Origin of the sequence: Streptomyces sp. NPDC001852 (assembly GCF_042891825.1) — a bacterium.
Lineage (GTDB): Bacteria > Actinomycetota > Actinomycetes > Streptomycetales > Streptomycetaceae > Streptomyces.
The window spans coordinates 116,117-137,728 of the sequence record NZ_JBIATN010000013.1 but is presented as its reverse complement, the minus strand read 5'-3'; the positions used below and the strand labels follow the sequence as shown (position 1 = coordinate 137,728).

Here is a 21,612-nt window from a genome sequence, read left to right as displayed (position 1 = left end):
CGCGGTCGAACGGGTCGGTCTCCGCAACGGTTGCCAAGTCCTCGAACACCTGACACGCAGGCGGACGACCGCCGTAGCCGCGTCCGCCATCCCAAGGCTTCGCAGAGGAAAGAAGGCGTTCGCGCCATGGCGTCGCAATCAGACACCGCTCGAGCAGCGTCTCACGGGCTGGACTTCGGGCTCAACGAATGGGTCGTGGACGAGCAGCGACGGCGTTACCTCCACGACCCCGGCTCGGTCGACCAGACGTGGAGGAACTTCTTCGCCACTCTGGTGTCCCCGGCCGCCGCGGCCTCACCGACCGCCGCAGCCCAACACCACAAGGGCACCGACGAGGCGGCGCTCAAGGCGGTACGGGTCGCGGCGCTCATCCACGCGTATCGCGTGCGCGGGCACCTGATGGCCGGAACGGACCCGCTCATGGCGCGGCCCGCCGCAGCACATCCCGAGCTCGACATCGCCGCGTTCGGACTTGACGACTCGGACCGGGCGGAGGACTTCGCCGTGGACGGGTTCGCCGGGCGCGCCACGATGTCACTCGACGAAGTGCTCGGCGCCTTGCGGGAGTTCTACTGCCGCACCGCCGGGTTCGAGTACATGCACATCCAGGACGCCCGGGAACGCCACTGGATCCAGCAGCGCGTCGAGGGGCCGCAGCGCCGCCCGGACCGTGCCGGACAGCTGCGGATCCTCTACCGGTTGGGGGCCGCGGAAGCCTTCGAGACGTTCCTGCAGACCAAGTACGTGGGCCAGAAGCGGTACTCGCTCGAAGGCGGCGAGTCGGCCATCGTGCTGCTCGACGCCCTGTTGCTCCGCGCCATCGAAGACGGTGTCCAAGAAGCCGTCATCGGGATGGCGCACCGCGGCCGGCTCAACGTCCTGGCCAACATCATCGGCAAGTCCTACGGCCAGATATTCGACGAGTTCGAGGACGCGGTGGACATCCGGTCGGTCCAGGGCTCGGGGGACGTGAAGTACCACCTCGGCGCGGAGGGCACCTACCGTGCCCTGGACGGCGGCACCATCGCCGTCTCGGTCGTGGCGAACCCCTCGCACCTGGAGATCGTGGGGCCGGTGGCCCAGGGCGTGGTGCGCGCCAAGCAGGACCTGGCCGGGGACCAGGGCGAGCCCTTCCCCGTACTGCCGGTCGTCCTCCACGGCGACGCGGCCTTCGCCGGCCAGGGCGTGGTCGCCGAGACCCTGAACATGTCGCAACTGCCGGGCTACCGCACGGGCGGGACGGTCCACGTGGTCGTCAACAACCAGGTCGGCTTCACCACCCTGCCCGCCAGCGGCCGTTCGAGCACGTACGCCACCCATGTGGCACGGATGGTGGAGGCCCCGATCTTCCACGTCAACGGCGACGACCCGGAAGCCGTCGACCGCGTCGCACGGATGGCCTTCGACTACCGCCAGACGTTCCACAAGGACGTCGTGGTCGATCTGGTCTGCTACCGGCGCCACGGGCACAGCGAGGTCGACGACCCGTCCATCACGCAGCCGATGATGTACGAACGCATCGCCGCCAAGGCTTCGGTGCGCACGCTGTACGCCGCGGCCCTCATAGGCCGCGGGGACATCGGCGAGCGGCAGGCGGACAGTGCCCGCCGCAACTACCAGGATCACCTCGAACGGGCCTTCGCCGAGACCCGGGCGCTGCCCGCTCCCGCACCGGCCGAAGACCTTCCTTGCGCCGACGCCGGACAGGCGGTCACCCAGCGCACGGCGACCGCGATCGACGAGGCGACAGCCCGTCAGGTCATCGCATCGCAGACCGACCTGCCGCCGGGCTTCACCGTGCACCCGCGTGTCCTGCCGCAGCTCCACCGGCGTACGGCGACGCTCGACACCGGCACCGTCGACTGGGCCACCGCGGAGACACTGGCGATCGGTTCGCTGCTGCTGGAGGGCGTCCCGGTACGGCTGGCCGGACAGGACTCCCGGCGCGGCACCTTCGGCCAGCGCCACGCCGTACTGACCGACCGGCGCACCGGCGCGGAGCACACGCCGCTGAACTCCCTCAGCCCGCAGGCCGCGAGTTTCGCACCGTACGACTCGATGCTGTCCGAACTGGCGGCGCTGGCCTTCGAGTACGGCTATGCGCAGACCCGTCCGGAAGCCCTGGTGCTGTGGGAGGCCCAGTTCGGTGACTTCGCCAACGGCGCGCAGACGGTCGTCGACGAGTACATCGCCTCGTCCGAGCAGAAGTGGGGCCAGCGCTCCGCAGTGACCATACTGCTGCCCCACGGCCTGGAGGGCCAGGGTCCGGACCACTCCTCCGCCCGGATCGAACGCTTCCTGCAACTGTGCGCGCAGGACAACATGACCGTGGCCATGCCCTCCCTGCCGGGCAACTACTTCCATCTGCTCAGGCAGCAGGCGCTGGACGGCCGCAGACCACTGGTGGTCTTCACCCCGAAGTCGATGCTGCGGTCGAAGGCGGCCGTCTCCACCCTGGCCGAGTTCACCCAGGGCGGCTTCCGCCCGGTCGTGCCGGACGACACGACGGCCCCGGCCCGTGTCTCGCGCGTGCTGCTGTGCTCGGGCAAGGTCTTCTACGACCTCGACGCCCACCGGCACGCCGCGGGCACGACCGACACGGCGATCGTCCGCGTGGAGCGCCTCTACCCGTTCCCCGCCGAGGAACTCGCGACGGAACTCGCCCGTTTCCCCGCGGCCGCGGACGTGCGGTGGGTGCAGGAGGAGCCGGAGAACCAGGGCGCGTGGTCGTTCGTCGCGCCGCGTCTGCACCGGCTGACCCGGCGCGCTGTGGAGTGCGTGAGCCGGCCCGAGGCGCCCGCGCCCGCGGTCGGCTCGGCCCGTCGGCACGGCGTCGAGCAGAAGGCTCTCGTGACATCGGCCTTCCAGTGATCAGCGGCTCGCGCGGTGCGCATCGGCTGCCCACCGCGCGTATCCGTCGACAGCACGGCAGCAAGGAGTGCCTGAAAGCGGGCCTCGCAGGGGCAGCGCGGAGGCCGTGATGCCGCACTCGCTCTTCTGCGAGCTGGGACCGCACTACCTCGGACCCGTCGACGGCCACGACATCACCGCCCTGGAAGCAGCCCTGGAAGGGGCCACGTGCTGATGGACCTCGCGCTGCACCGGCTCGGTGCGACCCTGGTCCTCGACCGGTCCGGAGTCACCGGTGACGACGGACCCGGCCACAACGGGCTGTGGGATCTTGCGATGCTCCAAGCCGTCCCCGGCCTGCGTATCGGGGCTCCCCGCGATGCGCGCACGCTGCGGAGGCAGTTGCGGCAGTCCGTGTCGATCACCGACGCGCCGACGGTCCTGCGCTACCCGAGAGGCACGGTCGGCCCGGCGGTCGGCCGCGCCGGTGCGGTCGACGTCCTGCGCCAGGCCCCCGGCGGCGGTGTCCTGCTGGTCGCTGTCGGAACGACGGCCTCGGTCGCTCTCGAAGCGGCGGAGCTGTGCGCCGAGCAGGGGGCGTGGCGGACGGGTTTCCCTGGCAGGCCACCCGGGCCGAGATCCTCGCGGAAGCAGGCCCGGCCGCTCAGGCGATCGCGCACACCGTCACCCAGACCCTGGCCCGCGCAGCCGTCACCGCGGTACCCACCGGTCCTGCACCATCCACGCACCCAAAAGGCAATGAATTTCGCATACCAGTAAAATGCATCTACTGCGAAAGCGGCCGGAGGATGCGTCATGTGCGAGATCATCTGCCGCAGAATCGACGAGCAGACGCCAAGCGAGGTCGGCGAGGTCGGCGAGCGCGTGCTGGTCGACCGGGTCTGGCCGGAAGGTCTGCGCCGGCAAGGCGCACCGCTCGACGAGTGGCTGCGGGAGGTCGCACCATCCGTCGAGCTGCAGCGCTGGTACGGCCACCATCCCCAGCAGTTCGGTGAGTTCCGCCGCCGCTATCTCATCGAGCTGGGCGATCAACGGCACAAATACGCAGCTGCCCGGCTTCGCAACCTGGCCCAACACCGCAGCCTCACCCTGCTGACATCCACCCAGGACATGGACCACAGCCATACCGCGGTCCTGGCCGAATGGCTCACCGAACCCGGCTCTCACGATGAGCGGCGCCCGGATGCCGCCCTTCCCGAGCACGGACATACCGCCCCCGGTTCCCGGCCGCCCGGACACCGCGCGGCCGTCTCCGCCGCGGTGGCCAGTCTGAACCCCGGCGCACTCGCGTTCGTGATGGGCACCGGCATCGTCTCCACGGCCCTGTACGTCAACGGCGCCGACACCGCCTCCGCCGTACTGCTGTGGGTGGCCCTGGCCGGTTATGCCGTACTGGTGCCCGCCTACGGCTGGCGGCTGCTGCGCAGGCGTGAGCGGTTCGTCGCGGATCTCCTCGGACCGCGTGCCTTCGCGTTCCTCACCCTCGCGATCTCCTCGAACGTGCTGGCCGCTCGCTTTGTGCCGGCCGGACACACCGCGGTCGCCGGGGCGTTCCTGGCGTTCGGAACGCTGGGATGGGTGGTGCTGGACTACGGCATCCCGCTCGCGCTCATCACCACGCTGAAGCGGGGCCCCTCGCTCGACCAGGTGAACGGCACCTGGTTCCTGTGGTCGGTGGGATCGGAGTCGGTGGCGGTCGCGGCGGCATCGCTGGCCCGGGTGACCCCGGGACACGCACTGGCCGTCCTGGCAGTGGTGTGCTGGGCCGTCGGCCTGATGCAGTACCTGCTGACCGCCGCGCTGGTCCTGGCCCGGCTGCTGGCCCGGCCGGTGCAGCCGGAAGGCCTCATGACGTCCGTATGGATCTTCATGGGTGCGGCGGCGATCGCCGTGCTCGCCGGAGTCCGGCTGATCGCACTCCATCCAGGCACCACGATGTTGTCGCGCCCGTTCGTCATCGGGACGTCCGTCGTCCTGTGGGCGTTCTCAAGCTGGCTGATCCCGCTCCTGCTGGCTCTGGGCGTTTGGCGGCACGCGCTGCGCCGTATCCCGCTGCGTTACGAGCTCGGCTGGTGGAACCTCGTCTTCCCGGTCGGCATGTATGCGGTCACCACGCATGAGCTGGGACGCGCGACCGCAACCTCGTGGATGACGAGCATGGGCCGCTGGGAGGTCTGGATCGCCGTGGTGTTCTGGGCTGTCGTGTTCGCCGCCATGGTGGCCGCCGGACTCCGGGCCCGCCCCACGACCGCGCACGGATCCGCCGGTGCGGGGCAGACGGCCCGCCCGCAGAGCACGGCTTCGACGGCACCCGGGGCGCTGCCATAGGCACGTGTTGCGGTGCTGCGCGAACCCGGCTGCCCGTCGGCAGACAGCCGGGTTCGCGCGACGCGTCCGTGTCATGCGGAGCGTTGCACGGGCCCTGTCAGTTGTACGGGCCCTGTCAGCTGCGGGCGCGCTCACGCTGCCGGACAGCATGGCGCAGGGAGTGCCAGGCGACGACCGCCCAGGCGGCGACGAGCAGGGCGTACAGGACGACGGCGATCCAGACGAACAGCTGCGAGCCGGTACGGTCGGCGAGCGCGCTGGTGGCGGTGACGCATGCACCGAGGGGGAAGATGAAGGACCACCAGGTGGCTGCGAAGGGCAGCCCTCTGCGGATTTCCCGTACGGTCAGCGCCGTGGCCAGTACCAGCCACAGCAGGGCGAAGCCCCAGATCCCGAGCCCACCCAGGAGCGCTACGACACCACTCCCGCGCGCGTACGGGGCGGGGAGCGCGCTCGGCGCCGCCGTGGCCAGCGTCCCCAGCGCCGTCACCGCCTGATCGAGCGCCCCCACGCCGATCCACATCGTGGGCACCACCGCACCGCCGGGCGCGTCATGATGCACCAGGCGGGTGTAGACCATGGCCAGCACCAGCAGGACCGCGACCAACCCGAGCCCGAGCATCGAGTAGCAGCACAGCAGCAGGGCCAGCCGCACCTGCCCGGCCGGCGCCCGCGGGATCAGCAGCGCGCCCGTCGCGGCGGAGACCAGCGGCGGCACCACCGGTAGCAGCCAGCCGCCGAACGCCGCGTCCGGCGTGAAACGGTGCCGCGTGACCATCAGATACGGCACCGTGCAGGAGGTGGCAAGACCCAGCACCGTACCGGCCGACCACAGCGCCCAGTCCGCATCCACCGCCGCACGCTCCCCGATCAGCCGCCGGCCGAGCAGCAGCGTCCCGGCCCCGACGGTGAGCAGAGCCATCGGGGGCGCCCCGAAGAACTGGGCCAGTACCGGATCGCCGGCATGCGCCCGCAGCGTCCGCTGCCCGATATAGCTGACGGCGAGCACGATCAGCAGCAGCGCGGTCCCCGCCCAGACCACCGTGGCGGCCTCGCCGAGCCCGGGGAAACCGCGCGGCAGGGTGGCGGCCGCGGCGGCGACGATCCCGCTGCCCATGACGGCGGCGAACCAGCCGGGACCGAGCCGGCCCCGCTCCCTGCCGTTCCCCTCGTCCGGCTGGTCACGTACATGCACGGATGATCTCGGGGCCGAGCCGACCGCGGACGCTCTCGTGGCCGGGCCGACCTGGGACGGGACCGCTCGGCTGGTACTGGGGTGGGGTGTCACGGCGCGGAGTGCCTTCTCTTGGGGTGTCGGATTCGTCACCGTCCACGACCAGCCACGGTGACGGGCCGGCCGACTGGCCGGGCCACACCCAGCAGCTCAGGGACGCGGCCGAGACCGTCGGCCCGTTGGCGCCCTCGACGCTATGGCGAAGCGCGGCTCCCGCCACAGGACAGCACGCGCCATGACGCCCTCACACCAGGACATCGAGCACCGTGCAGGCCCGTTGCCGGGTGCCGGCCGGATGCCCCGATGTCCTTGTCCGAGCGTGTTGTGGCCACACCTGTGGCCATGACGAGACGGCAAGCGACCGCTGAAACACGGGCGAGGCGCCGAAGCCCGATGCCTCGTTCCACACCACGGAAGGCAGCAGCATGCCGCAGGGACGCGGACGACAATCGGCACGGGAGCGGCAGAACATCGCCGGGCGGATGATGGTGTCCTCCGATGTGGGCCCCAGTCCGTCCGGGAGGCGCACGATGAAGGACAGGCCGTCAGGCAGGAAGCCGCTCCTGGTGACCGTGCTGGTCTTCCCCGGCGTACGGCTGCTCGACGTCACCGGCCCGATCGAGGTGTTCACGACAGCCAACGAATTCGGCGGCCGCTACCGCGTACGCACGGTCTCCCCCGACGGCGCCGACGTGGTCACCGCAGCCGGCACCGGTCTAAGCGTCGACCTCGCTGCCGCGCAGGTACAGGCGGCCAGCGATGTGGTCATCATCCCCGGCGGCCCGGAATGGCCCTCCCTCATCAAGGACGACGCCCTGCTGGACGCCATCAGGGCGCTCGACGCACATGGTTGCCGCACCGCGTCCATCTGCACCGGAGCCTTCCTCATCGCCGCGGCCGGACTGCTCGACGGACGCAAGGCGACCACGCACTGGCGCTTCGCCGACCAGCTCGCCCTGCGCTACCCGAAGGTGAGCGTGGAAGCGGACGCCCTGTTCGTACGCGACGGCCACATCATGACCTCCGCAGGCGTCACCTCGGGCATCGATCTCTCGCTCGCCCTGGTCGAGGAGCACCTCGGCGCCGACGTCGCCCGCGCCGTGGCCAAGGACATGGTCGTGTTCATGCAGCGGCCGGGCGGCCAGTCCCAGTTCAGTGTCCGCACCCACACCCCGCGCGCGAGACAGGAGATGCTGCGCCGGGTCCTGGACGCGGTCGCCGAGGACCCGTCCGCCCCGCACACCCTCGCCGCCATGGCGCGGCGGGCAGGTGTGAGCACCCGCCACATGACACGCCTTTTCCACGACGAGATGCACACGACCCCGGCCCGCTACGTCGAGCAGGTCCGCATGGAGGCCGCCCAGGCGATGCTGGAAGACAGCGACGACCCCATGGCCACGGTGGCCCGGCGCACCGGCTTCGGGTCACCGGAGTCGCTGCGCCGCGCCTTCACGCGCAACCTGGGCATCACGCCGGGGGCCTACCGAGCACGCTTCCGCACCACGCACACCGCCGGCCACGGCAAACCTGCCTGATGCCCTGGAGGTGTCCGGCGCGCATGGGCAATCGCCGAGATCCGGCACGTCGGCCGTGCCGGACGAGGCCGATCAGGCATCCTCAACGGTTCGCCCCGGCCTCGGCTCCGCGAGCGCGGCCCGCCACGCGGGCCTGCCGAGAGGAGCGGCGAAGTACCGCGTCTCGTGGACGACCTGCTGGTCGGCGAATTCCATGACGCTCACCGAGTACGAAGGCGCACCGTCGTAGGTGATGACGCATTCGCTCACCCATACATGCGCCTGGCCGGTGATGCGCAGGACGGTGAAGTGCCGGTCGGCCGGATGCCGCGTTGCGCCGCGATCTTCTCGCGGCCCCGGAAACGCTCACCCTGGGGCTCGAACGTCCGTATCCGAGCGCCTCACGGCAGCTTCTACGGCCATGGAGCAACGCAAGGAGAGCGCTGGGACGGAGGGGTCACCGGATCCGGCGACCCGGAATCTCAACAGGAGGCAGCGGCTTGACAGAGAACCTGACGGTCCCGGGCGCGGGCGGGGCCGATCACGAGCAATTGCGGGCGTTCGATGAGCCAGGGGCGGCGTCGGCAGGGCGGCCCGCTTTGCGCGAGCACTTCTTCGACCGGCCCGCCCTTGAAGTGGCTCCCGAACTCCTGGGTGCTCTCGTGGTCTCGCGCTCGCAGCGCGGCGTGACGGCGGTGCGTATCACCGAGGTGGAGGCGTACGAGGGGCCGGACGATCCTGCCTCGCACGCCTTCCGAGGCCCGAACCGGACCAATCGAGCGGAGTTCGGGGCCCCGGGGACCTTCTATGTGTACCGGACGCACGCGGTGCATCGGTGCCTGAACGCCGTCTGCGGACCCGGGCGGCGTCCCGCTTCGGTGCTGCTCCGCGCCGGCACCGTCGTGGAGGGAGCAGACGTCGCGCAAGAACGCCGGGGGCCTGGGGTACGGGCGCGCGATCTGGCGCGCGGCCCGGCCAACCTCGCGCGAGCGTTGGGCATCGCCGATCTGCGTCATGACGGACAGTCAGCATGCGACCAGGCGGCGGAGTTGTTCCTCGCGGAACCCGCCGGGGGCGTCTCGTCCGCGCGGGTCGGTCGAGGGCCGCGGACGGGGGTGGGCGGTTCTGCTGCTTCGTACCCCTGGCGCTTCTGGATGCTGGGCGAGTCGAGTGTCAGCCCCTATCGGGCGCACCCGGGGTATCGCCGAGGGATGAGGGCGCAGGGCTGACCCCTCCGTCCCTCGCGGGACACCGCAGGTGCCGACGCCGTTCCTCGGAGGCGGCGGCACCCGAAGGTGTTTCAGGCTCGCTCCGGTACCGATCCCGCAGCGAAGACCGAATGTGCGCCTTCGCTGTCCTTATCCGCGGCCACGCACACCCGGCGCCTGCGCGTTGAACAGCTCAGGAAGTGTCCGTGGGCCGGGCCGGCTCGTGCCCTCGCCTCCTGAGACGGCGTCCGGGGGAACGGCGGCGGCCCGACCGAACAGAAGGCGATCAGTGATGACTGCGATCAGTCCCCCTCCCGAACCGGATCCGCGCAGGTGGCGCGCGCTCGGGATCATCTGCCTGGTGCAGGTGATGCTGCTCCTCGATGTGACCGTGGTCAATGTTGCGCTGCCCCCCATCCAGCACGATCTCGGCTTCACGACCACCGGCCTGGCATGGGTCGTCAACGGCTACACCGTCACCTACGGTGGGCTGCTGATGCTCGGCGGGCGCCTGGGCGATCTGCTCGGCCGCAGACGCCTCTTCCTGACCGGCTTGGCGATCTTCGCGCTGTCGTCGGCGAGCGCCGGAGTGGCCCAGCAAGCCGGTGTACTGATCGCCAGCCGCTTCGTACAGGGCGTCGGTGCGGCACTCGTGAGCCCGGCGGCACTGTCCCTGGTGACGCTGCTGTTCACACAGCGGCAGGAAAGGGCACGGGCCATGGCCATCTGGAGTGGCCTGGCCGGAGTTGGTGTGGCCCTGGGCGTCGTGCTCTCGGGCGTCCTGACCACCATCGCCTGCTGGCGTTGGATCTTCTTCATCAATCTGCCCATCGCCGCGTTCGCCTTTCTCGCCACCTTCAAGCTCGTCTCCGAGAGCCGGGCCACCAAGCGCGGTCGGCCTGACGTCCTCGGCGCCGTGACGGTCACCCTCGGTCTGCTCCTGGTCGTGTTCGGCCTCCTGGCGAAGGACAGCCACGCATGGCTCTCGTTCTCCGTCGTGGGCTGCGTCGGGCTCGGTGTGCTCTGCTTGATCGGTTTCGTGCTGGTGGAGGCCCGCGTGGCCCAGCCTCTGGTGCCCCTCGCATTCCTGCGCTCACGTAACCGGAGCATCGCCAACGTCGTTCGCATCTGCTACTACGTCGGCTTCGCCACCCTCTTCTTCTCACTGAGCCTGTATGTCCAGCGCATACTGCACTTTTCCGCGCTGGCGACCGGATTCGCCTTCGTACCGTTCGGGTTGGTCATTCTCTTCAGCGCCACCGTGATGGCACCACGCCTCCTTCCCCGGTTCGGTCTGCGAGCCCTGAACGGAGGAGGGCTTGCGGTCACCACCGTCGGCTACCTCCTCCTTGCCGGGCTGAGCAGCCACGGCACCTATGTGGCCGACGTACTGCCCGGACTGATCCTCGTGCCGCTGGGAGGCGGACTCGTCCTCGTCGGATCCACTGTCGCCGGAGTGGACGGCGCCACCGGTGAGGACGCGGGCATCGCCACCAGCATGAACAATGCGTCCATGCAGATCGGCAGCGCCATCGGTCTGGCTGCCCTGGTCTCACTGGGCACCGGCCACGCCGCCGTGCTGCGGCGTGCGGGCGCCGACCCGTTGACCGCCGCCGCGCACGGTTACGCCTTCAGCTTCACCATCGCCGCCGGCATGACGGCCTTCGGTGCGCTCCTAGGCTTCGCCGGAATCCGCCCGACACCGGCCGAGACTCCGACGGTGAGGACCAACGCCGAGGAGCGCGTGGTCTGACGTGCCGCCGGCGGCGAAAGCGAGAGTCTGCGGCCGCGGCGGGCCTGGCGGAATGGTGCTGCCGCTGCGTGTCAGGGGACATAGTGGGCCCCACTCGAAGAGGCCGAGTGTGCGCCGGCTGTTCGTGCAACGGCGGCATTGCCGGCTCTGAGCTTCCATCGGCTGCCTCCCCTGCTCCCTCCCGTGGACGCCTCAAGCCCGTCATCCGGCATGACCTTGTTCTTCTCGAAATTCCACTCCGACACCGTCATCCCCCCGGCTCGGCCGCCCCGCAGGCGGGTCTCCACCAGAACACGCCGGGCGGGCACACGACCAGTAGTGCTCACATCACACGCACAGGCAGGACAACAGACATGACCACGAACGACCATCTCGACTACGTCAAGCCACGACTCGTCGTCATCCCGTGCGGCAGCCGCAAACTGGGCTCGCCCGCGCGCTCCGCAGACATGTACGTAGGCTCCTACCACCGGGCATGCCGCAAGGCGGCCGACGCACTGCATCCTGACCTGCTGCTCATTCTCTCCGCACGCCACGGGCTCCTCGACCTCGACGACGTCATCGAGCCGTACGACACACCTCATGGCGCAGCCGACGCGGTGACGAACCGGGTCCTTCTGGAACAGGCAACCGTGCGTGACATCGTGGGCCTTGACCCGGTGGTGGCCCTCGGCGGTGCACGACACATCAGCCTCGTGCGCTCCGTCTGGCCGCACGTCCACACGCCGTTGGCCGGAGCACGCGGCATGGGTGAGCAAATGGCCCGGCTTGCAGCATTGCGCGAAGGACGGGGACTGCCTCTGACATGACACTTCGTGCGGCGGCCGCGAGGCCTCGCCGGCATGCGTCGAGGCGCATGGCCCGATCGGGACTGCGGAGCGCTCGATGGCCTGCCGCACGCCGTCGCGGAGATGGGTGCTCAGCTCGGTGTCCACGGTGCCGGGCTCGACCACGCTCACTCGCACGTGCTTCTGCATGACCTCCTGCCGCAGGGTCTCGGTGAATCCGTTGACGCCGAACTTCGTCAGGTTGTGAACAGCCGTGCCGGGCCGTGCGACCCGACCGGCCGTGGAGCAGATGTCGACCAGGTCCGCCACGCCTCGCGGCGAGTCCTCCGCAGCGCGCAGGAGATGCGGCAACGCGGCGTGAGTGATGTAGAGCAGGCCCTGAACGTTGACCTCGAGCATCTGCTCCCACTCTCCGAGCGGCGAGTCCACTATCTGCCCGACACCCATGAAGCCGGCTTGTTGACGACGGTGTCCAGGCGGCCGAGTTGGGCCACCACAGTGCCCACCGCGGCGGCGGCCTGGCGCTGATCGGTGATGTCCGCCATCACCACGAGAGCCCTGCCTCCATCGGTCCGGATCCTGTGCGGGCGCAAGATGCAACCGGCCACCATCCGCAGCCGCATCGTCTACCACCGCTGCGAGTTCAAAGAGGAAGAAGCCGCGCTCTATCCCGACCTGACGCACCCGCGCACCGTCTACCTGCGCGAAGACATCGTGTGCCGCGCCCTGGACCGGTCGGCTGCCTCCGGCCCAGGTCAGCAGGGCCGCGCCGATGCCCGCGGCCCGAGCGTCTGGAGCTGCACTCACCACGCGTCGCAGGGGCTGTGAGGGAACTCACCGACCAACTCATGCGTCTTTACTTCTTCATTGGGCCTTCCTGGCCGCGAAGACGGGAACGGCGGTTAGAGTCGAGCATCCGGGCAGTAACGGAGGGGGAAGACGCCAAGTCATGGGTGACGGGGGCGAGATACTCGACAACGAGATCGCAGACCTGGAAGTAACAGCACCTCACTTCCACCCTGAACGCGTTGCCCTTGCACAGACCCTGACCGGCAAGGCGTACGGTCGGCATGCACGAGGCTGTGGCCGCGATGGCTGACGGACAGTGAGCGTCGCGTACAAGGCCCGCGAGATCGCCCGGGGCATGACCGGCATCTGGTGGCCGACGGCCGGCGAGGGCGGGTTGCGGCATGCCGCGAGGGCGCAGGACCTGGCCGATGGCACTCGTGCCATGGCCAAGGCCCCGGACGCGTACGCCATCCTGGATCCCGCCGTCGCTCAGCTGAATCTCACTGGCGACGGCAATTCCGTCTTCTATACGATGCGGCACAGAATCCGTCATACTGCCTCTGACTCTACCAGTGCTGACCACAAGGGTACGGAGAAGAAAAGGTGAACGGGGCAAGCGACTACGCGTTGTTGAGCCGCCGATGTCAATCGATTCTGGACGCTCTGGACGCACCCAAGGTCTACTCGTTCGAAGCGATCTGTCGATGGGTGGAGGAGCTGCGGGAGCGCCCATTGATTTTGCGAGAACTGCCGAGTCAGGCCGCTGTCGCAGGTGCGTGTGGTTTGTGGATCGGTACGGACGACGCAGACTACGTATTCCACGAGGTTCGCACAGCGCGCATTCACCAGGATCATATAGTCCTGCACGAGCTCGCCCACATAATCTGCGACCATAATCGAGTCGAATCGAATGGCAACGTGTTCGGTGAGATGCTGAGCGACCTCCAGCCCCATATGATCAAGCGTCTGATGGGCAGGACCAGCTATACGACCAACGAGGAACAAGAAGCCGAAATGATAGCCAGTCTCCTACAGAGCACCGGGAAGCCTGTCCGACCCAGGGGCCCTCTTGGCCGCCTCGGGGCATTTTTGGGGCTAAACGAAGGTGAATGAGCTGGCAAAGATCATCGGTTGGTGCAGTGTCGCCGTCTTGTGGCTATCGCTTGCCGGGCGCGCCACAGCGGCCATACGCTCACGCCATCATCGCCGCCACTGGCTCGTTGTGTTGACAGCGACGGTAGCAATTACGCTTTTCCAGCCACAAGTAATTGCTTGGGCCGTGAATGCCACAGGGAGTGCCCACGTAATCACTGTGGCTCGCAATCTTGTCGGCGTTTTGAGTGGAGGGCTCTCACTCCTGTTCATCATCGACTCGACCAGCGGACGCCGTCTCCGCCTGGTAGTTTTGGTGAACTTTACGGTCATGCTCTTCGCTCTTGTCGTCATGGATTTCCTGCACGGCGACTACCCGGGTCCGGCTATTCCCTCCTCGGGTGAAGCTGCAACGCCGTCACCGCTTTACTGGGTCATCGTCATCGGCGCACACTTGGTTGCGGACGGCCTCGCAACCGTCATCTGCTGGAAGTACAGTCAGCGCACAGACGATCGCGAACTCGCGTGGTCCCTGCGGCTATACGCTGTCGGATGTATCTTTGCCGTCGTTTTCTGGGGACTCTATCTGGTTCATTTGTACGATCGCATACCCGGCGCCCTTCCTTACATGTCGGTCATTGTCAATATCCACGGAATCTTTCGCGCGGCCCTGTTGCTGGTACCTGCTGGCAGCGCCTTCGTCAGAATGGCAATGGCCTTGCGGACGACGTGGGTACTCTGGCCACTATGGAGGGATCTGCTGGCCGCCGTGCCAAACGCGGCTCTGGCGCAACCGCAGCGGACCCGGCTGAAGGAAGTGTTGAAGCCGCACGTCCCGTTGACACTCCAGGCGCACCGTCAGACCATCGAGACCTACGACGCTCTTCTGGACCTGCAGTCCTACGTCCGGCCGGAAACATACGAGCAGGCGCGAAGACACGCCGAACGAGCCGGCACCTCCGCAGATGGTCTCGATGCAGCCTCCCTCGCGGGGGCCATAGGACTGGCCCGGAGAACGAAGCTGGCCGGGCAAGCACCGTCTGCTCCCTGTCCCCTCCCTGGGGTCGAAACCGGCAGCCCGTCGTTGCTCCTCGCAGTCGCCCGGCATTGGCCGTCGATGGGTGATGCGCTGCCCATGCCACAGCAGCCGAGCGCGGTGCACCCCTAGGCCGTGCAACCTGGTGCGCGTACAGCTTCCAGGGCTAAGTTTCCACTGCCGCCAATGATCTATGAAGGAGTATGTTTGTGACTGCGCACGACGAGGTGTTCATCGCAGGGCACTGGCAACTTGCCGTCGGAACCGATGTCATTGATGTGGTCAACCCGGCCAACGAGCAGATTATCGGGACCGTTCCGGCCGGTTCTGCAGCGGACATCGACGCCGCGGTCAATGCGGCTCGATCGGCACTGTCAGGGTGGGCATCCACAGCGCCCACCCGTCGTGCCGAGTTACTGGCTACGCTGTCTGACGAACTCTCAGCCCGCCAGGACCAGATGGGGTCGCTCATCACAGCTGAGATGGGCACCCCGATCGGGTTCTCCCGTAGGGTGCAGGCCGGTCTACCTGTCACCGTGACGCGCTTGCACAGCAAGCTTGCGACCGAATTCGCCTTCGAGAAGCGGGTGGGTAATTCGCTTGTCCTGCTCGAGCCCGTCGGCGTAGTCGGTGCGATCACTCCGTGGAATTATCCGCTGCACCAAGCTGTGTGCAAGGTTGTTCCCGCCCTCGCCGCGGGCTGCACGGTTGTCCTCAAGCCCGCGGAGCTGACTCCTCTGTCGGCCCAGTTGTTCGCGGAGTGCGTGGCAGCCGCAGGCTTCCCTGCCGGGGTCTTCAACCTCGTCACCGGCAGGGGAACCGAAGCTGGGGAGGCGCTGGTGCGCCATCCCGGCGTAGACATGATCTCGTTCACGGGTTCGACAGCTGTCGGCAAGCACATCGGGTCCGTTGCCGGGGCCGCAGTCAAGCGTGTGGCCCTTGAACTCGGGGGCAAGTCCGCAAACGTCATCCTTCCTGGTGCGGACCTCGCACAGGCTGTCCGCGTCAATGTCGCTGACGTCGTTCGCAACGCAGGGCAGTCCTGCAACGCGCTCACGCGCACGCTGGTCCACGCCGATGACTATGAAGAGGCGGTCCGGATTGCCGTCGAGGAGATTGCTGCCTTTGCTCCCGGTGACCCGGCCGATTCCGACTGCCGCCTGGGCCCGGTGGTGAGCAGCACCCAACAGGAGAAGGTACGCAACCATATCCGACAGGGCCTGGCAGAAGGTGCCCGTCTTGTCGCGGGTGGCCCTGAGGCCCCGGACGGATGCGACAAGGGCTACTACGTCCGTCCCACGGTCTTCGCTGACGTCACCGCCGACATGAGCATTGCTCGCGAGGAGATCTTCGGTCCCGTGCTCTCGTTCATGAGGTACGAGGACGAGGAGAATGCCCTGCGCATCGCCAATGACTCCGACTACGGCCTTGCCGGGTCCGTCTGGGCAGCTGACGAGAAGCAGGCGATCACCTTCGCACGTTCGATGGCATGTGGCCAAGTGACCGTCAACGGCGGCGCCTACAACCCGCTTGCGCCCTTCGGCGGTTACAAGCAGTCGGGTGTCGGGCGAGAGCTCGGTGAGCACGGGCTCATGGAATTCCTGCAGACCAAGTCGCTTCAGCTCTGACCTTCTTGAATCAAGGCCGCCTGCCTTTCACGTCCAGTGTGGTGCCCCAGCACAGTTGCGGGGCAGGCGGCCTCGCGAGAGTCGAGTGCCGCGCGCCGGGCGCGCGGCACTCGAGCCTCTCCAGAACTGTGTGAGCTGCGTGCTCCACCGGTGGCTTGTCAGGAAGGCCTGACGGCTGGTGACGTGCCGAGCGCGGCATAGGCTCGCAGCATTCCCGGGCGGGTGCCGTCCGCCGCACCGACCCGCAGCGCTGCGAACGCCTGCCGACCGCTTTCCAGATACGGCCGCGGCTGTACGATCAGGCGGTCCCCCGAGGTGAGCAGCCCATCCAACACGGCCTCTGTGACCAGATGAGTGACGTGGATCAAGCAGTCGGAGGCCGGCACCCCGGCCGTTGCGACGTACAGGTCCCGGCCGACCGTGGCACCGGGCGCCGACGCGCCCGGGGTCAGCAGATCGGTGACCGCGCGGCGCCCGTCGAAGAGCCTGAGCTGTCGGCGCAGTTGCTCGGATGCCGCAGCCTCGGTCGGCCCGAGCCAGGCGGTGTCGAGGTCCTCGGCGATGTGGTCGAAGCGGAACCGGTCCACCAGGTTCCGGGGGTTCCCGGCCAGGAAGACGGTCCGGGTGAAATCGCGCCGCCAGGCCGCAGCGGCCGCGGGGTCCAGGGCCTGCGCGCACACGACGGCGGTACGAACCCATGAGGTCAGGTCGAAGCGGGACAGCACCGCGACGGCCGCCGCGCCGCGCTCAGGTTCGTACGCCGTGATCTCTGCCTGCGCGCCGAGCTGCCCGGCCGGTGAGTCCAGGTCGAAGCGCTCGCCCAGTTCGGGCCGGGCGGACCGGATCCGGTCGGCCAGCACGTTGCGCAGCAGCTCTTGGGACAGCATCACAGATACACCGCCGAGAGCAGTCCGCCGGCCGGTGCGGAACGGTGCCGGCCGAGCAGCCCCGTGGTCAGCCGGTACGGGTCGACGTAGCAGTGCTCACCCTGGTGCCGGGACACCAGTTCGGCGACCGGCAGCGGATCGGCGGCCGGCCCGTCCGCCAGCCAGCGGTCGGCACGGGCACAGGCCTTCCGCAGCAGGTCGTACCGGAAGGACTGCTGGGATCCTGGACCGAGCATCGCGATGAAGTAGAGGCGGACGCCGATCCGCACCGCCGCCTCCTCGTAATCGGGACCGAGGGTGCGCAGCACGGCGCCAGCCGTGTGGCCTTGCCAGCCGCCGTGGCGGGCGGACCTGACCACGCCGTCGATCGGCACCCGGCCGAGGGCCACCCGGCGGACGTCGGGGCCGCATGCGCCGAGCGTGCGCTGGAGCAGCACATAGTCGGCCGCCAGCTCGTCGTCGTACAGCAGTACCAGCTCGTCGTACTCCGGCGCGAGCGGCACCAGTTCCCGCAGTGCGCAGGCCAGGTAGTTGGGACGGCCGTCGGCGCTGACGATCACCCGCAGTGGCAGCCCGTGCCGGGTGCCGTCGAGATAGACCGGACCGCCGATGGCACGCAGGTCGAGGCAGAGGTTCATGGCGCACAGCCGGTCGATCGTCTCCTCCAGGCCCAGGCCGGGTGGCTGGTGCGTCGTCAGCCCCGGGTCGTGCATGCCGAGCCGGGCGTACTGCGCGGTCCACAGATCCAGCACCCGCTCGGCGGCCGGATGCACCCAGCCGTGCCGTTCGACGGCGTCGGCATAGGGGCGCAGCGCGTCTGCCGGCACCCGGTTCGGCTCTGCCCGGTAACGGACGTAGAGTTCACCGATCTGCTCCGCCGAGAGGGCGCCGTGGTCGACGTCAGCGGCGGCGCGGTCGAGGAATTCCCAGAAGCCCAGGGTCTGCTCGGTGCAGTGATAGGTCGTGTGGCTGTACCGGTAGTCGACGTCCGCCACGTGTGCGGTCGCCCGGTACATCACGTCGGTCCACAGCAGGCCCTTGAGATGACTGGGTGTCAGCGGCTTCGAGGGGGTCACCGTGACCGGTGCCAGCAGCACCCGGCGCCGCGGCCGGTTCGTGACGGGCGCCGTCGGCCGCGCGGCGGCCCGCTGCCCGGTCTGCGCGAGTACGCTCATCCGTCGCCCCGCTCGGCAGTCGGGGTGTCCACCAGGCGGTCCCAGTGCGCAGGGTCCTGCCGGAACAGCCGGTCCTTGACCTGGGTGGGACGGACCCCACTGTCCACGATCTCCTGCCAGTCCCGCACGAAGGCGTCCCGGTCCACCGTGCGCACGGTGGCGGCATCCAGCCGGCCCGCCGAACGGGCGGCGCCGTAGCGCGGGGCCTCGGCACTGATGGCGGCGTCGAGCCGGTCCGCGAAGCGGGCGGCCTCCTCCGCCCGCCAAGGGCTCTGCGGCGCGACCGCGAATTCGTACCGCGGGGCGGCCGCAGCCTCCTTCCTCACCCGGCAGGCGACGTTGCGCAGCTCGAGCCCGGTGGTGTCGAGCGCGTCGGCCAGCGCGCGGAACACCTGGGCGTCGCGGAGCCGCTCGCCCGCGGCATCGGAGCGGTTCGCCCGTCCGGCGTAGGACAGTCGCGGCACCCCCTCCATCCGGTCGACCACCCGGACCACGTCGCCGACCGCGTAGCGGTAGAGCCCGCCTATGTGGCTGAACACCACGTGGTAGTCGCGTCCGGGCTCCAGGTCCGGCAGTCCCAGCGTGGCCACATCGGGCGCCAGGTCCTCGTCCGCGTCCACGAACTCGTAGACCGAGGCGGTCACGACCACGCTGCCCGCCGTACCGTGCCGGTCGAGCGGAACCGCGACCGGTCCCTCGGAGGCAGCCACCGGAGCGGGCAATGCCGTCACGCCCGTCCCGAACTGCTCGCGCAGCCGGGGAAGATAGAGCGAGGCGAGCCCGGTGGTCCAGCAGAACAGGGCCTTCAGCCGCGGCCACACGTGTGCCGGACGCAGTTCCCCGTACCGCTCGGCGTACCGCTCGAGCTCAGCGGCGCGCTCCGGGTCGGGTCTGCCGTACGGCAGGCCGCCGAGCGTCCCATTGCGGACCTCTTCGACGATCCGTGGCAGCCACAGGTTCAGCTGGTAGGGCAGTGCGGCCACCATCGCAGGATTGATCCCTATGACGCAGCGGACATCGCTCTGCACCGCGAGCCGCAGCCGCAGGTAGGTCTTCTCCAGGTGGTCGTTCTGCGCGACCGGCACCGGCACGGTCGCCCACGGCGCACCGGTGCCGGGCTCGGCGGCGAGCGGTTCGCCGAACTTGACGCCGAAGTCGACCTGGCTGGCGCCGACATGGGGGGATCCGGAGGCCGTGGTGGGCGGCAGGCTCAGCGGATCGTGCTTGAGGTTCAGTACAGCGTCAGGTCGCTCCAGTACGTCCGGGAAGTGCTCGATCAGCGGGGCCCAGGCGGCGTAGTAGAACGGGAAGAAGGTGGTGCGCATGAACGCCGAGGTCACCGGGATCTTCTTGTGGGCGCCCGTGGTGCCGCTGCTGGTGAAGTAGACGACGGGGTCGTCGGCGCTCAGCACGTTGTGCTCACCGGCCGCCATCCGCTCGATCAGCGGCGCCAGCGCGGCGTAGTCGTGCACCGGAACGGCCTTGCGGTACTCGTCCAGCGAGCTGATCCGGCCGAAGCCGTGCGCCCGTCCGAACTCGGTGTCCTTGTTGAACTCCAGTAGTTCGGCGAGCACTTGGCGCTGGCGTGCGGCCGGATCGGCGAACGCGGTGCGCAGGTGCTCACGTTCGCCGAGCACGCGCTCCCGGTAGCGCCGGACGCGATCGGGTTCGCCCCAGGATTCAGTCGTCGTCACGGATCATCGCCTCTCGTACGTCCCGTGCGGTGCGTGCCACGTCGCCGCGCGGCTCGATCACGGTCACCGGCAGCCGTCGGACCTCCTCGTGCAGCAGCTTGCGCAGGTCTGCCTGGTAGGTCTCGAAGGACAGCCGGTCCGCCTGCCGTCCGTAGTGCTCCAGCGGATTGACCGCCGCGCCCCGGCCGCTGCGCTGCCAGGCGTTCTCCGGCGTCACGTCCAGGAACAGAACGCGGCGCGGCTGAGGGAACGACCGCCACCAGTCGAACATCGGGTTGTCGGGCACGCCGGACAGCCTGCACTTGGCCAGGATCTTGTAGTAGTAGGAGTCGACCAGCACCGGCTCGCCCGGGGCGGCCCGGAGCACCAGGTCGCGCTGGTGCAGCACGGCCGTCTGCAGCAGGCCCGCCAGGAACTCCGGCGAGTAGTCTCGGCCGAGCGCGGGCAGCACGTCCCGTACCACGTCCCGGCGCAGCCGGGAGATCAGGGCGTGGGCCGGCGCGGTGAACTCGTCATCCGTCGAGACCACCCGGCACGGTGCGCCGGTGCGTGTCAGCTCGGACAGCACCGAGGACTTTCCCGCGTAGTCGGGGCCGAGCAGGACGAAGAACTCCGGTTGGCGGGTGGTCACAGCCGCTCCTCGGCCCAGTCGGGCCGCTGCTGTATCTCCAGCACCGCACTGGCGAAGGTGAGTCCGGCACCGAATCCGGTCAGCATGACCAGGTCGCCCGGGACGACCTGGTTCGTCTCCAGCAGGTGGGTGAGGCCGGCAATCTGGTCGCCGGCGCCGATGTGACCCACCGTCATGCCCCAGTCCAGGGTGGTGCGGTCGTTCGCGATGCCGAACTCGTCCATGGCGAAGGCCCACCGGGCGACGTGCCGGCCGGCGTGAGCGAACGCGAACCGGGCGATGTCGTCCACGTCGGCCCCGGCGTCCTTGAGCGCGGTCTGCATGACGTGGCGGATCCCGTTGAGGATGGTCGCGCCGATCTCGGCGGGCTCGTGCCCGGAGAGGAAGTACTCGCGTCGGCGGCTGCGAAGGTCCACCGGCCAGCCGCGCTCGCCCGGTGCCTTGGCCCAGGTCTCGCCGCCGCGGTGCGCCTCCTCGTGCGTGGAGTCGCCGACCAGGCTGGTGGACAGCAGGCGGGCCAGGCCCGGCTCGCGGCCGAGGACCAGGGCCGTGGCGCCGTCGCCGCGCACCCAGCCCTGGTCCGAGCGGTAGCGGTCGAAGGCGGGCAGCTGGTAGGTGTCGGCGGTGGTGAGCAACGCTGCGGCGGGGCCCGGCCGGGCCGCCAGGTAGGCGGCTGCCAGGTCCAGCGCGGCCAGCCCGCCGTTGGACGCCTGCTTGATCTCCACCGCGGCCGCCTGGCCGGCGACGGTGTGCCGCTGGATGTAGGCGGCCGGCGACCAGTGATCGAGCCCCTGGAAGCCCACGCTGGAGTGGACGACCAGTTCCACCGCCCAGTGGGGGACGCCCGAGCGGGCGAGGGCGCGGCGGGCCGCGTCGACCGCCAGGTCGGCGGGGGCCTCGTCGTCGATCACGCTGACGCTCAGGTAGCCGTCCTCGGCGTATTCCTCCGCTCGGTAGCGCCCTTGCGCCACCATCTCCTGAACG

The 21,612-nt window shown here is 69.2% G+C and carries 19 protein-coding genes and 2 pseudogenes; 13 read left to right on the top strand and 8 right to left on the bottom strand.

Annotation, left to right across the window (positions count from 1 at the left end; genetic code table 11):
• Window positions 1-126 precede the first annotated feature (126 nt).
• The 4 genes and pseudogenes from ACFYZB_RS23395 to ACFYZB_RS23380 all read left to right on the top strand — a co-directional run bounded on the left by ACFYZB_RS23395 (window position 127) and on the right by ACFYZB_RS23380 (window position 5,199).
• Window positions 127-2,871, top strand: a complete 2,745-nt coding sequence (locus tag ACFYZB_RS23395; protein ID WP_388761772.1) for a multifunctional oxoglutarate decarboxylase/oxoglutarate dehydrogenase thiamine pyrophosphate-binding subunit/dihydrolipoyllysine-residue succinyltransferase subunit — start codon at window positions 127-129, stop codon at window positions 2,869-2,871.
• Window positions 2,872-2,938: 67 nt separating this feature from the next.
• Window positions 2,939-3,085: a 1-deoxy-D-xylulose-5-phosphate synthase N-terminal domain-containing protein gene (locus ACFYZB_RS23390; protein WP_388761769.1), complete on the top strand. Its 147-nt coding sequence runs from the start codon at window positions 2,939-2,941 to the stop codon at window positions 3,083-3,085.
• Window positions 3,079-3,447 (top strand): annotated as a pseudogene (locus ACFYZB_RS23385) (1-deoxy-D-xylulose-5-phosphate synthase); the annotation flags it as partial. The gene ACFYZB_RS23390 and the pseudogene ACFYZB_RS23385, both read left to right, overlap by 7 nt.
• A gap of 219 nt (window positions 3,448-3,666) precedes the next feature.
• A complete protein-coding gene (locus ACFYZB_RS23380; protein WP_388761765.1) occupies window positions 3,667-5,199 on the top strand; it encodes a DUF488 family protein in 1,533 nt (510 codons plus the stop codon).
• Window positions 5,200-5,314: 115 nt separating this feature from the next.
• Here the strand turns inward: ACFYZB_RS23380 and ACFYZB_RS23375 are convergent, their stop codons facing one another.
• Window positions 5,315-6,394 (bottom strand): TDT family transporter, encoded by a 1,080-nt coding sequence (locus ACFYZB_RS23375; RefSeq protein ID WP_388761762.1) that lies wholly within the window; start codon window positions 6,392-6,394, stop codon window positions 5,315-5,317.
• 569 nt (window positions 6,395-6,963) lie between these two features.
• On the opposite strand from ACFYZB_RS23375, the gene ACFYZB_RS23370 reads away from it, so the two are divergent.
• Window positions 6,964-7,968, top strand: coding sequence for a GlxA family transcriptional regulator (locus ACFYZB_RS23370; protein ID WP_388761759.1), 1,005 nt, complete (start codon window positions 6,964-6,966; stop codon window positions 7,966-7,968).
• Between the two features lie 72 nt (window positions 7,969-8,040).
• Here ACFYZB_RS23370 and ACFYZB_RS23365 read toward each other — a convergent pair whose 3' ends face one another.
• Complete coding sequence (locus ACFYZB_RS23365) at window positions 8,041-8,217, bottom strand: hypothetical protein (protein ID WP_388761756.1); 177 nt, start codon at window positions 8,215-8,217, stop codon at window positions 8,041-8,043.
• A gap of 230 nt (window positions 8,218-8,447) precedes the next feature.
• Between ACFYZB_RS23365 and ACFYZB_RS23360 the strand changes: the two genes are divergently transcribed.
• The 3 genes from ACFYZB_RS23360 (at window position 8,448) to ACFYZB_RS23350 (ending at window position 11,717) form a co-directional block, all read left to right on the top strand.
• Entirely contained in the window at window positions 8,448-9,176 is a 729-nt protein-coding gene (locus tag ACFYZB_RS23360) for a DNA-3-methyladenine glycosylase (protein WP_388761753.1), read from the top strand.
• Window positions 9,177-9,447: 271 nt separating this feature from the next.
• A complete protein-coding gene (locus ACFYZB_RS23355) occupies window positions 9,448-10,908 on the top strand; it encodes an MFS transporter (protein ID WP_388761750.1) in 1,461 nt (486 codons plus the stop codon).
• A gap of 353 nt (window positions 10,909-11,261) precedes the next feature.
• Window positions 11,262-11,717, top strand: a complete 456-nt coding sequence (locus ACFYZB_RS23350; RefSeq protein ID WP_388761747.1) for a DUF6884 domain-containing protein — start codon at window positions 11,262-11,264, stop codon at window positions 11,715-11,717.
• A gap of 132 nt (window positions 11,718-11,849) precedes the next feature.
• Here ACFYZB_RS23350 and ACFYZB_RS23345 read toward each other — a convergent pair.
• Window positions 11,850-12,095, bottom strand: a pseudogene (locus tag ACFYZB_RS23345) (SDR family NAD(P)-dependent oxidoreductase); the annotation flags it as partial.
• A 135-nt stretch (window positions 12,096-12,230) separates the two neighbouring features.
• Here ACFYZB_RS23345 and ACFYZB_RS23340 point away from each other — a divergent pair.
• The 5 genes from ACFYZB_RS23340 (at window position 12,231) to ACFYZB_RS23320 (ending at window position 16,241) form a co-directional block, all read left to right on the top strand.
• Window positions 12,231-12,524, top strand: coding sequence for a hypothetical protein (locus ACFYZB_RS23340; protein WP_388761744.1), 294 nt, complete (start codon window positions 12,231-12,233; stop codon window positions 12,522-12,524).
• Between the two features lie 277 nt (window positions 12,525-12,801).
• The gene (locus ACFYZB_RS23335) at window positions 12,802-13,092 is read left to right on the top strand and encodes a hypothetical protein (RefSeq protein WP_388761741.1); all 291 of its coding nucleotides are present in this window, start codon (window positions 12,802-12,804) and stop codon (window positions 13,090-13,092) included.
• Window positions 13,089-13,598, top strand: coding sequence for a regulator component (locus ACFYZB_RS23330; protein ID WP_388761738.1), 510 nt, complete (start codon window positions 13,089-13,091; stop codon window positions 13,596-13,598). The genes ACFYZB_RS23335 and ACFYZB_RS23330 overlap by 4 nt, the downstream gene beginning before the upstream one ends.
• Window positions 13,591-14,745 carry an MAB_1171c family putative transporter gene (locus ACFYZB_RS23325; protein ID WP_388761735.1) on the top strand — a complete coding sequence of 385 codons (1,155 nt, stop codon included), beginning with the start codon at window positions 13,591-13,593 and terminating at the stop codon, window positions 14,743-14,745. The genes ACFYZB_RS23330 and ACFYZB_RS23325 overlap by 8 nt, the downstream gene beginning before the upstream one ends.
• 77 nt (window positions 14,746-14,822) lie before the next feature.
• Window positions 14,823-16,241 carry an aldehyde dehydrogenase family protein gene (locus ACFYZB_RS23320; RefSeq protein ID WP_388761732.1) on the top strand — a complete coding sequence of 473 codons (1,419 nt, stop codon included), beginning with the start codon at window positions 14,823-14,825 and terminating at the stop codon, window positions 16,239-16,241.
• A gap of 158 nt (window positions 16,242-16,399) precedes the next feature.
• Here the strand turns inward: ACFYZB_RS23320 and ACFYZB_RS23315 are convergent, their stop codons facing one another.
• From ACFYZB_RS23315 to ACFYZB_RS23295, 5 genes are read right to left on the bottom strand one after another with little or no spacing between them, the layout of a single operon-like run.
• Complete coding sequence (locus tag ACFYZB_RS23315; RefSeq protein WP_388761729.1) at window positions 16,400-17,128, bottom strand: DUF6182 family protein; 729 nt, start codon at window positions 17,126-17,128, stop codon at window positions 16,400-16,402.
• Window positions 17,128-18,303 carry a hypothetical protein gene (locus ACFYZB_RS23310; protein WP_388761726.1) on the bottom strand — a complete coding sequence of 392 codons (1,176 nt, stop codon included), beginning with the start codon at window positions 18,301-18,303 and terminating at the stop codon, window positions 17,128-17,130. Before ACFYZB_RS23310 ends, ACFYZB_RS23315 begins: the two co-directional genes overlap by 1 nt.
• Entirely contained in the window at window positions 18,300-19,997 is a 1,698-nt protein-coding gene (locus ACFYZB_RS23305; RefSeq protein ID WP_388761723.1) for a GH3 auxin-responsive promoter family protein, read from the bottom strand. Before ACFYZB_RS23305 ends, ACFYZB_RS23310 begins: the two co-directional genes overlap by 4 nt.
• Window positions 19,984-20,628 carry a hypothetical protein gene (locus tag ACFYZB_RS23300; protein WP_388761720.1) on the bottom strand — a complete coding sequence of 215 codons (645 nt, stop codon included), beginning with the start codon at window positions 20,626-20,628 and terminating at the stop codon, window positions 19,984-19,986. Before ACFYZB_RS23300 ends, ACFYZB_RS23305 begins: the two co-directional genes overlap by 14 nt.
• A complete protein-coding gene (locus ACFYZB_RS23295) occupies window positions 20,625-21,602 on the bottom strand; it encodes a ketoacyl-ACP synthase III family protein (protein WP_388761717.1) in 978 nt (325 codons plus the stop codon). The genes ACFYZB_RS23300 and ACFYZB_RS23295 overlap by 4 nt, the downstream gene beginning before the upstream one ends.
• Window positions 21,603-21,612 lie beyond the last annotated feature (10 nt).

Excerpts from the sequence above, each read along its gene's own strand:
- ACFYZB_RS23395 (WP_388761772.1), top strand. The coding sequence starts at position 127 with ATGGCGTCGCAATCAGACACCGCTCGAGCAGCGTCTCACGGGCTGGAC.
- ACFYZB_RS23380 (WP_388761765.1), top strand. The coding sequence starts at position 3,667 with ATGTGCGAGATCATCTGCCGCAGAATCGACGAGCAGACGCCAAGCGAG.
- ACFYZB_RS23370 (WP_388761759.1), top strand. The coding sequence starts at position 6,964 with ATGAAGGACAGGCCGTCAGGCAGGAAGCCGCTCCTGGTGACCGTGCTG.
- ACFYZB_RS23355 (WP_388761750.1), top strand. The coding sequence starts at position 9,448 with ATGACTGCGATCAGTCCCCCTCCCGAACCGGATCCGCGCAGGTGGCGC.
- ACFYZB_RS23350 (WP_388761747.1), top strand. The coding sequence starts at position 11,262 with ATGACCACGAACGACCATCTCGACTACGTCAAGCCACGACTCGTCGTC.
- ACFYZB_RS23340 (WP_388761744.1), top strand. The coding sequence starts at position 12,231 with ATGTCCGCCATCACCACGAGAGCCCTGCCTCCATCGGTCCGGATCCTG.
- ACFYZB_RS23315 (WP_388761729.1), bottom strand. The coding sequence starts at position 17,128 with ATGCTGTCCCAAGAGCTGCTGCGCAACGTGCTGGCCGACCGGATCCGG.
- ACFYZB_RS23310 (WP_388761726.1), bottom strand. The coding sequence starts at position 18,303 with ATGAGCGTACTCGCGCAGACCGGGCAGCGGGCCGCCGCGCGGCCGACG.
- ACFYZB_RS23295 (WP_388761717.1), bottom strand. The coding sequence starts at position 21,602 with ATGGTGGCGCAAGGGCGCTACCGAGCGGAGGAATACGCCGAGGACGGC.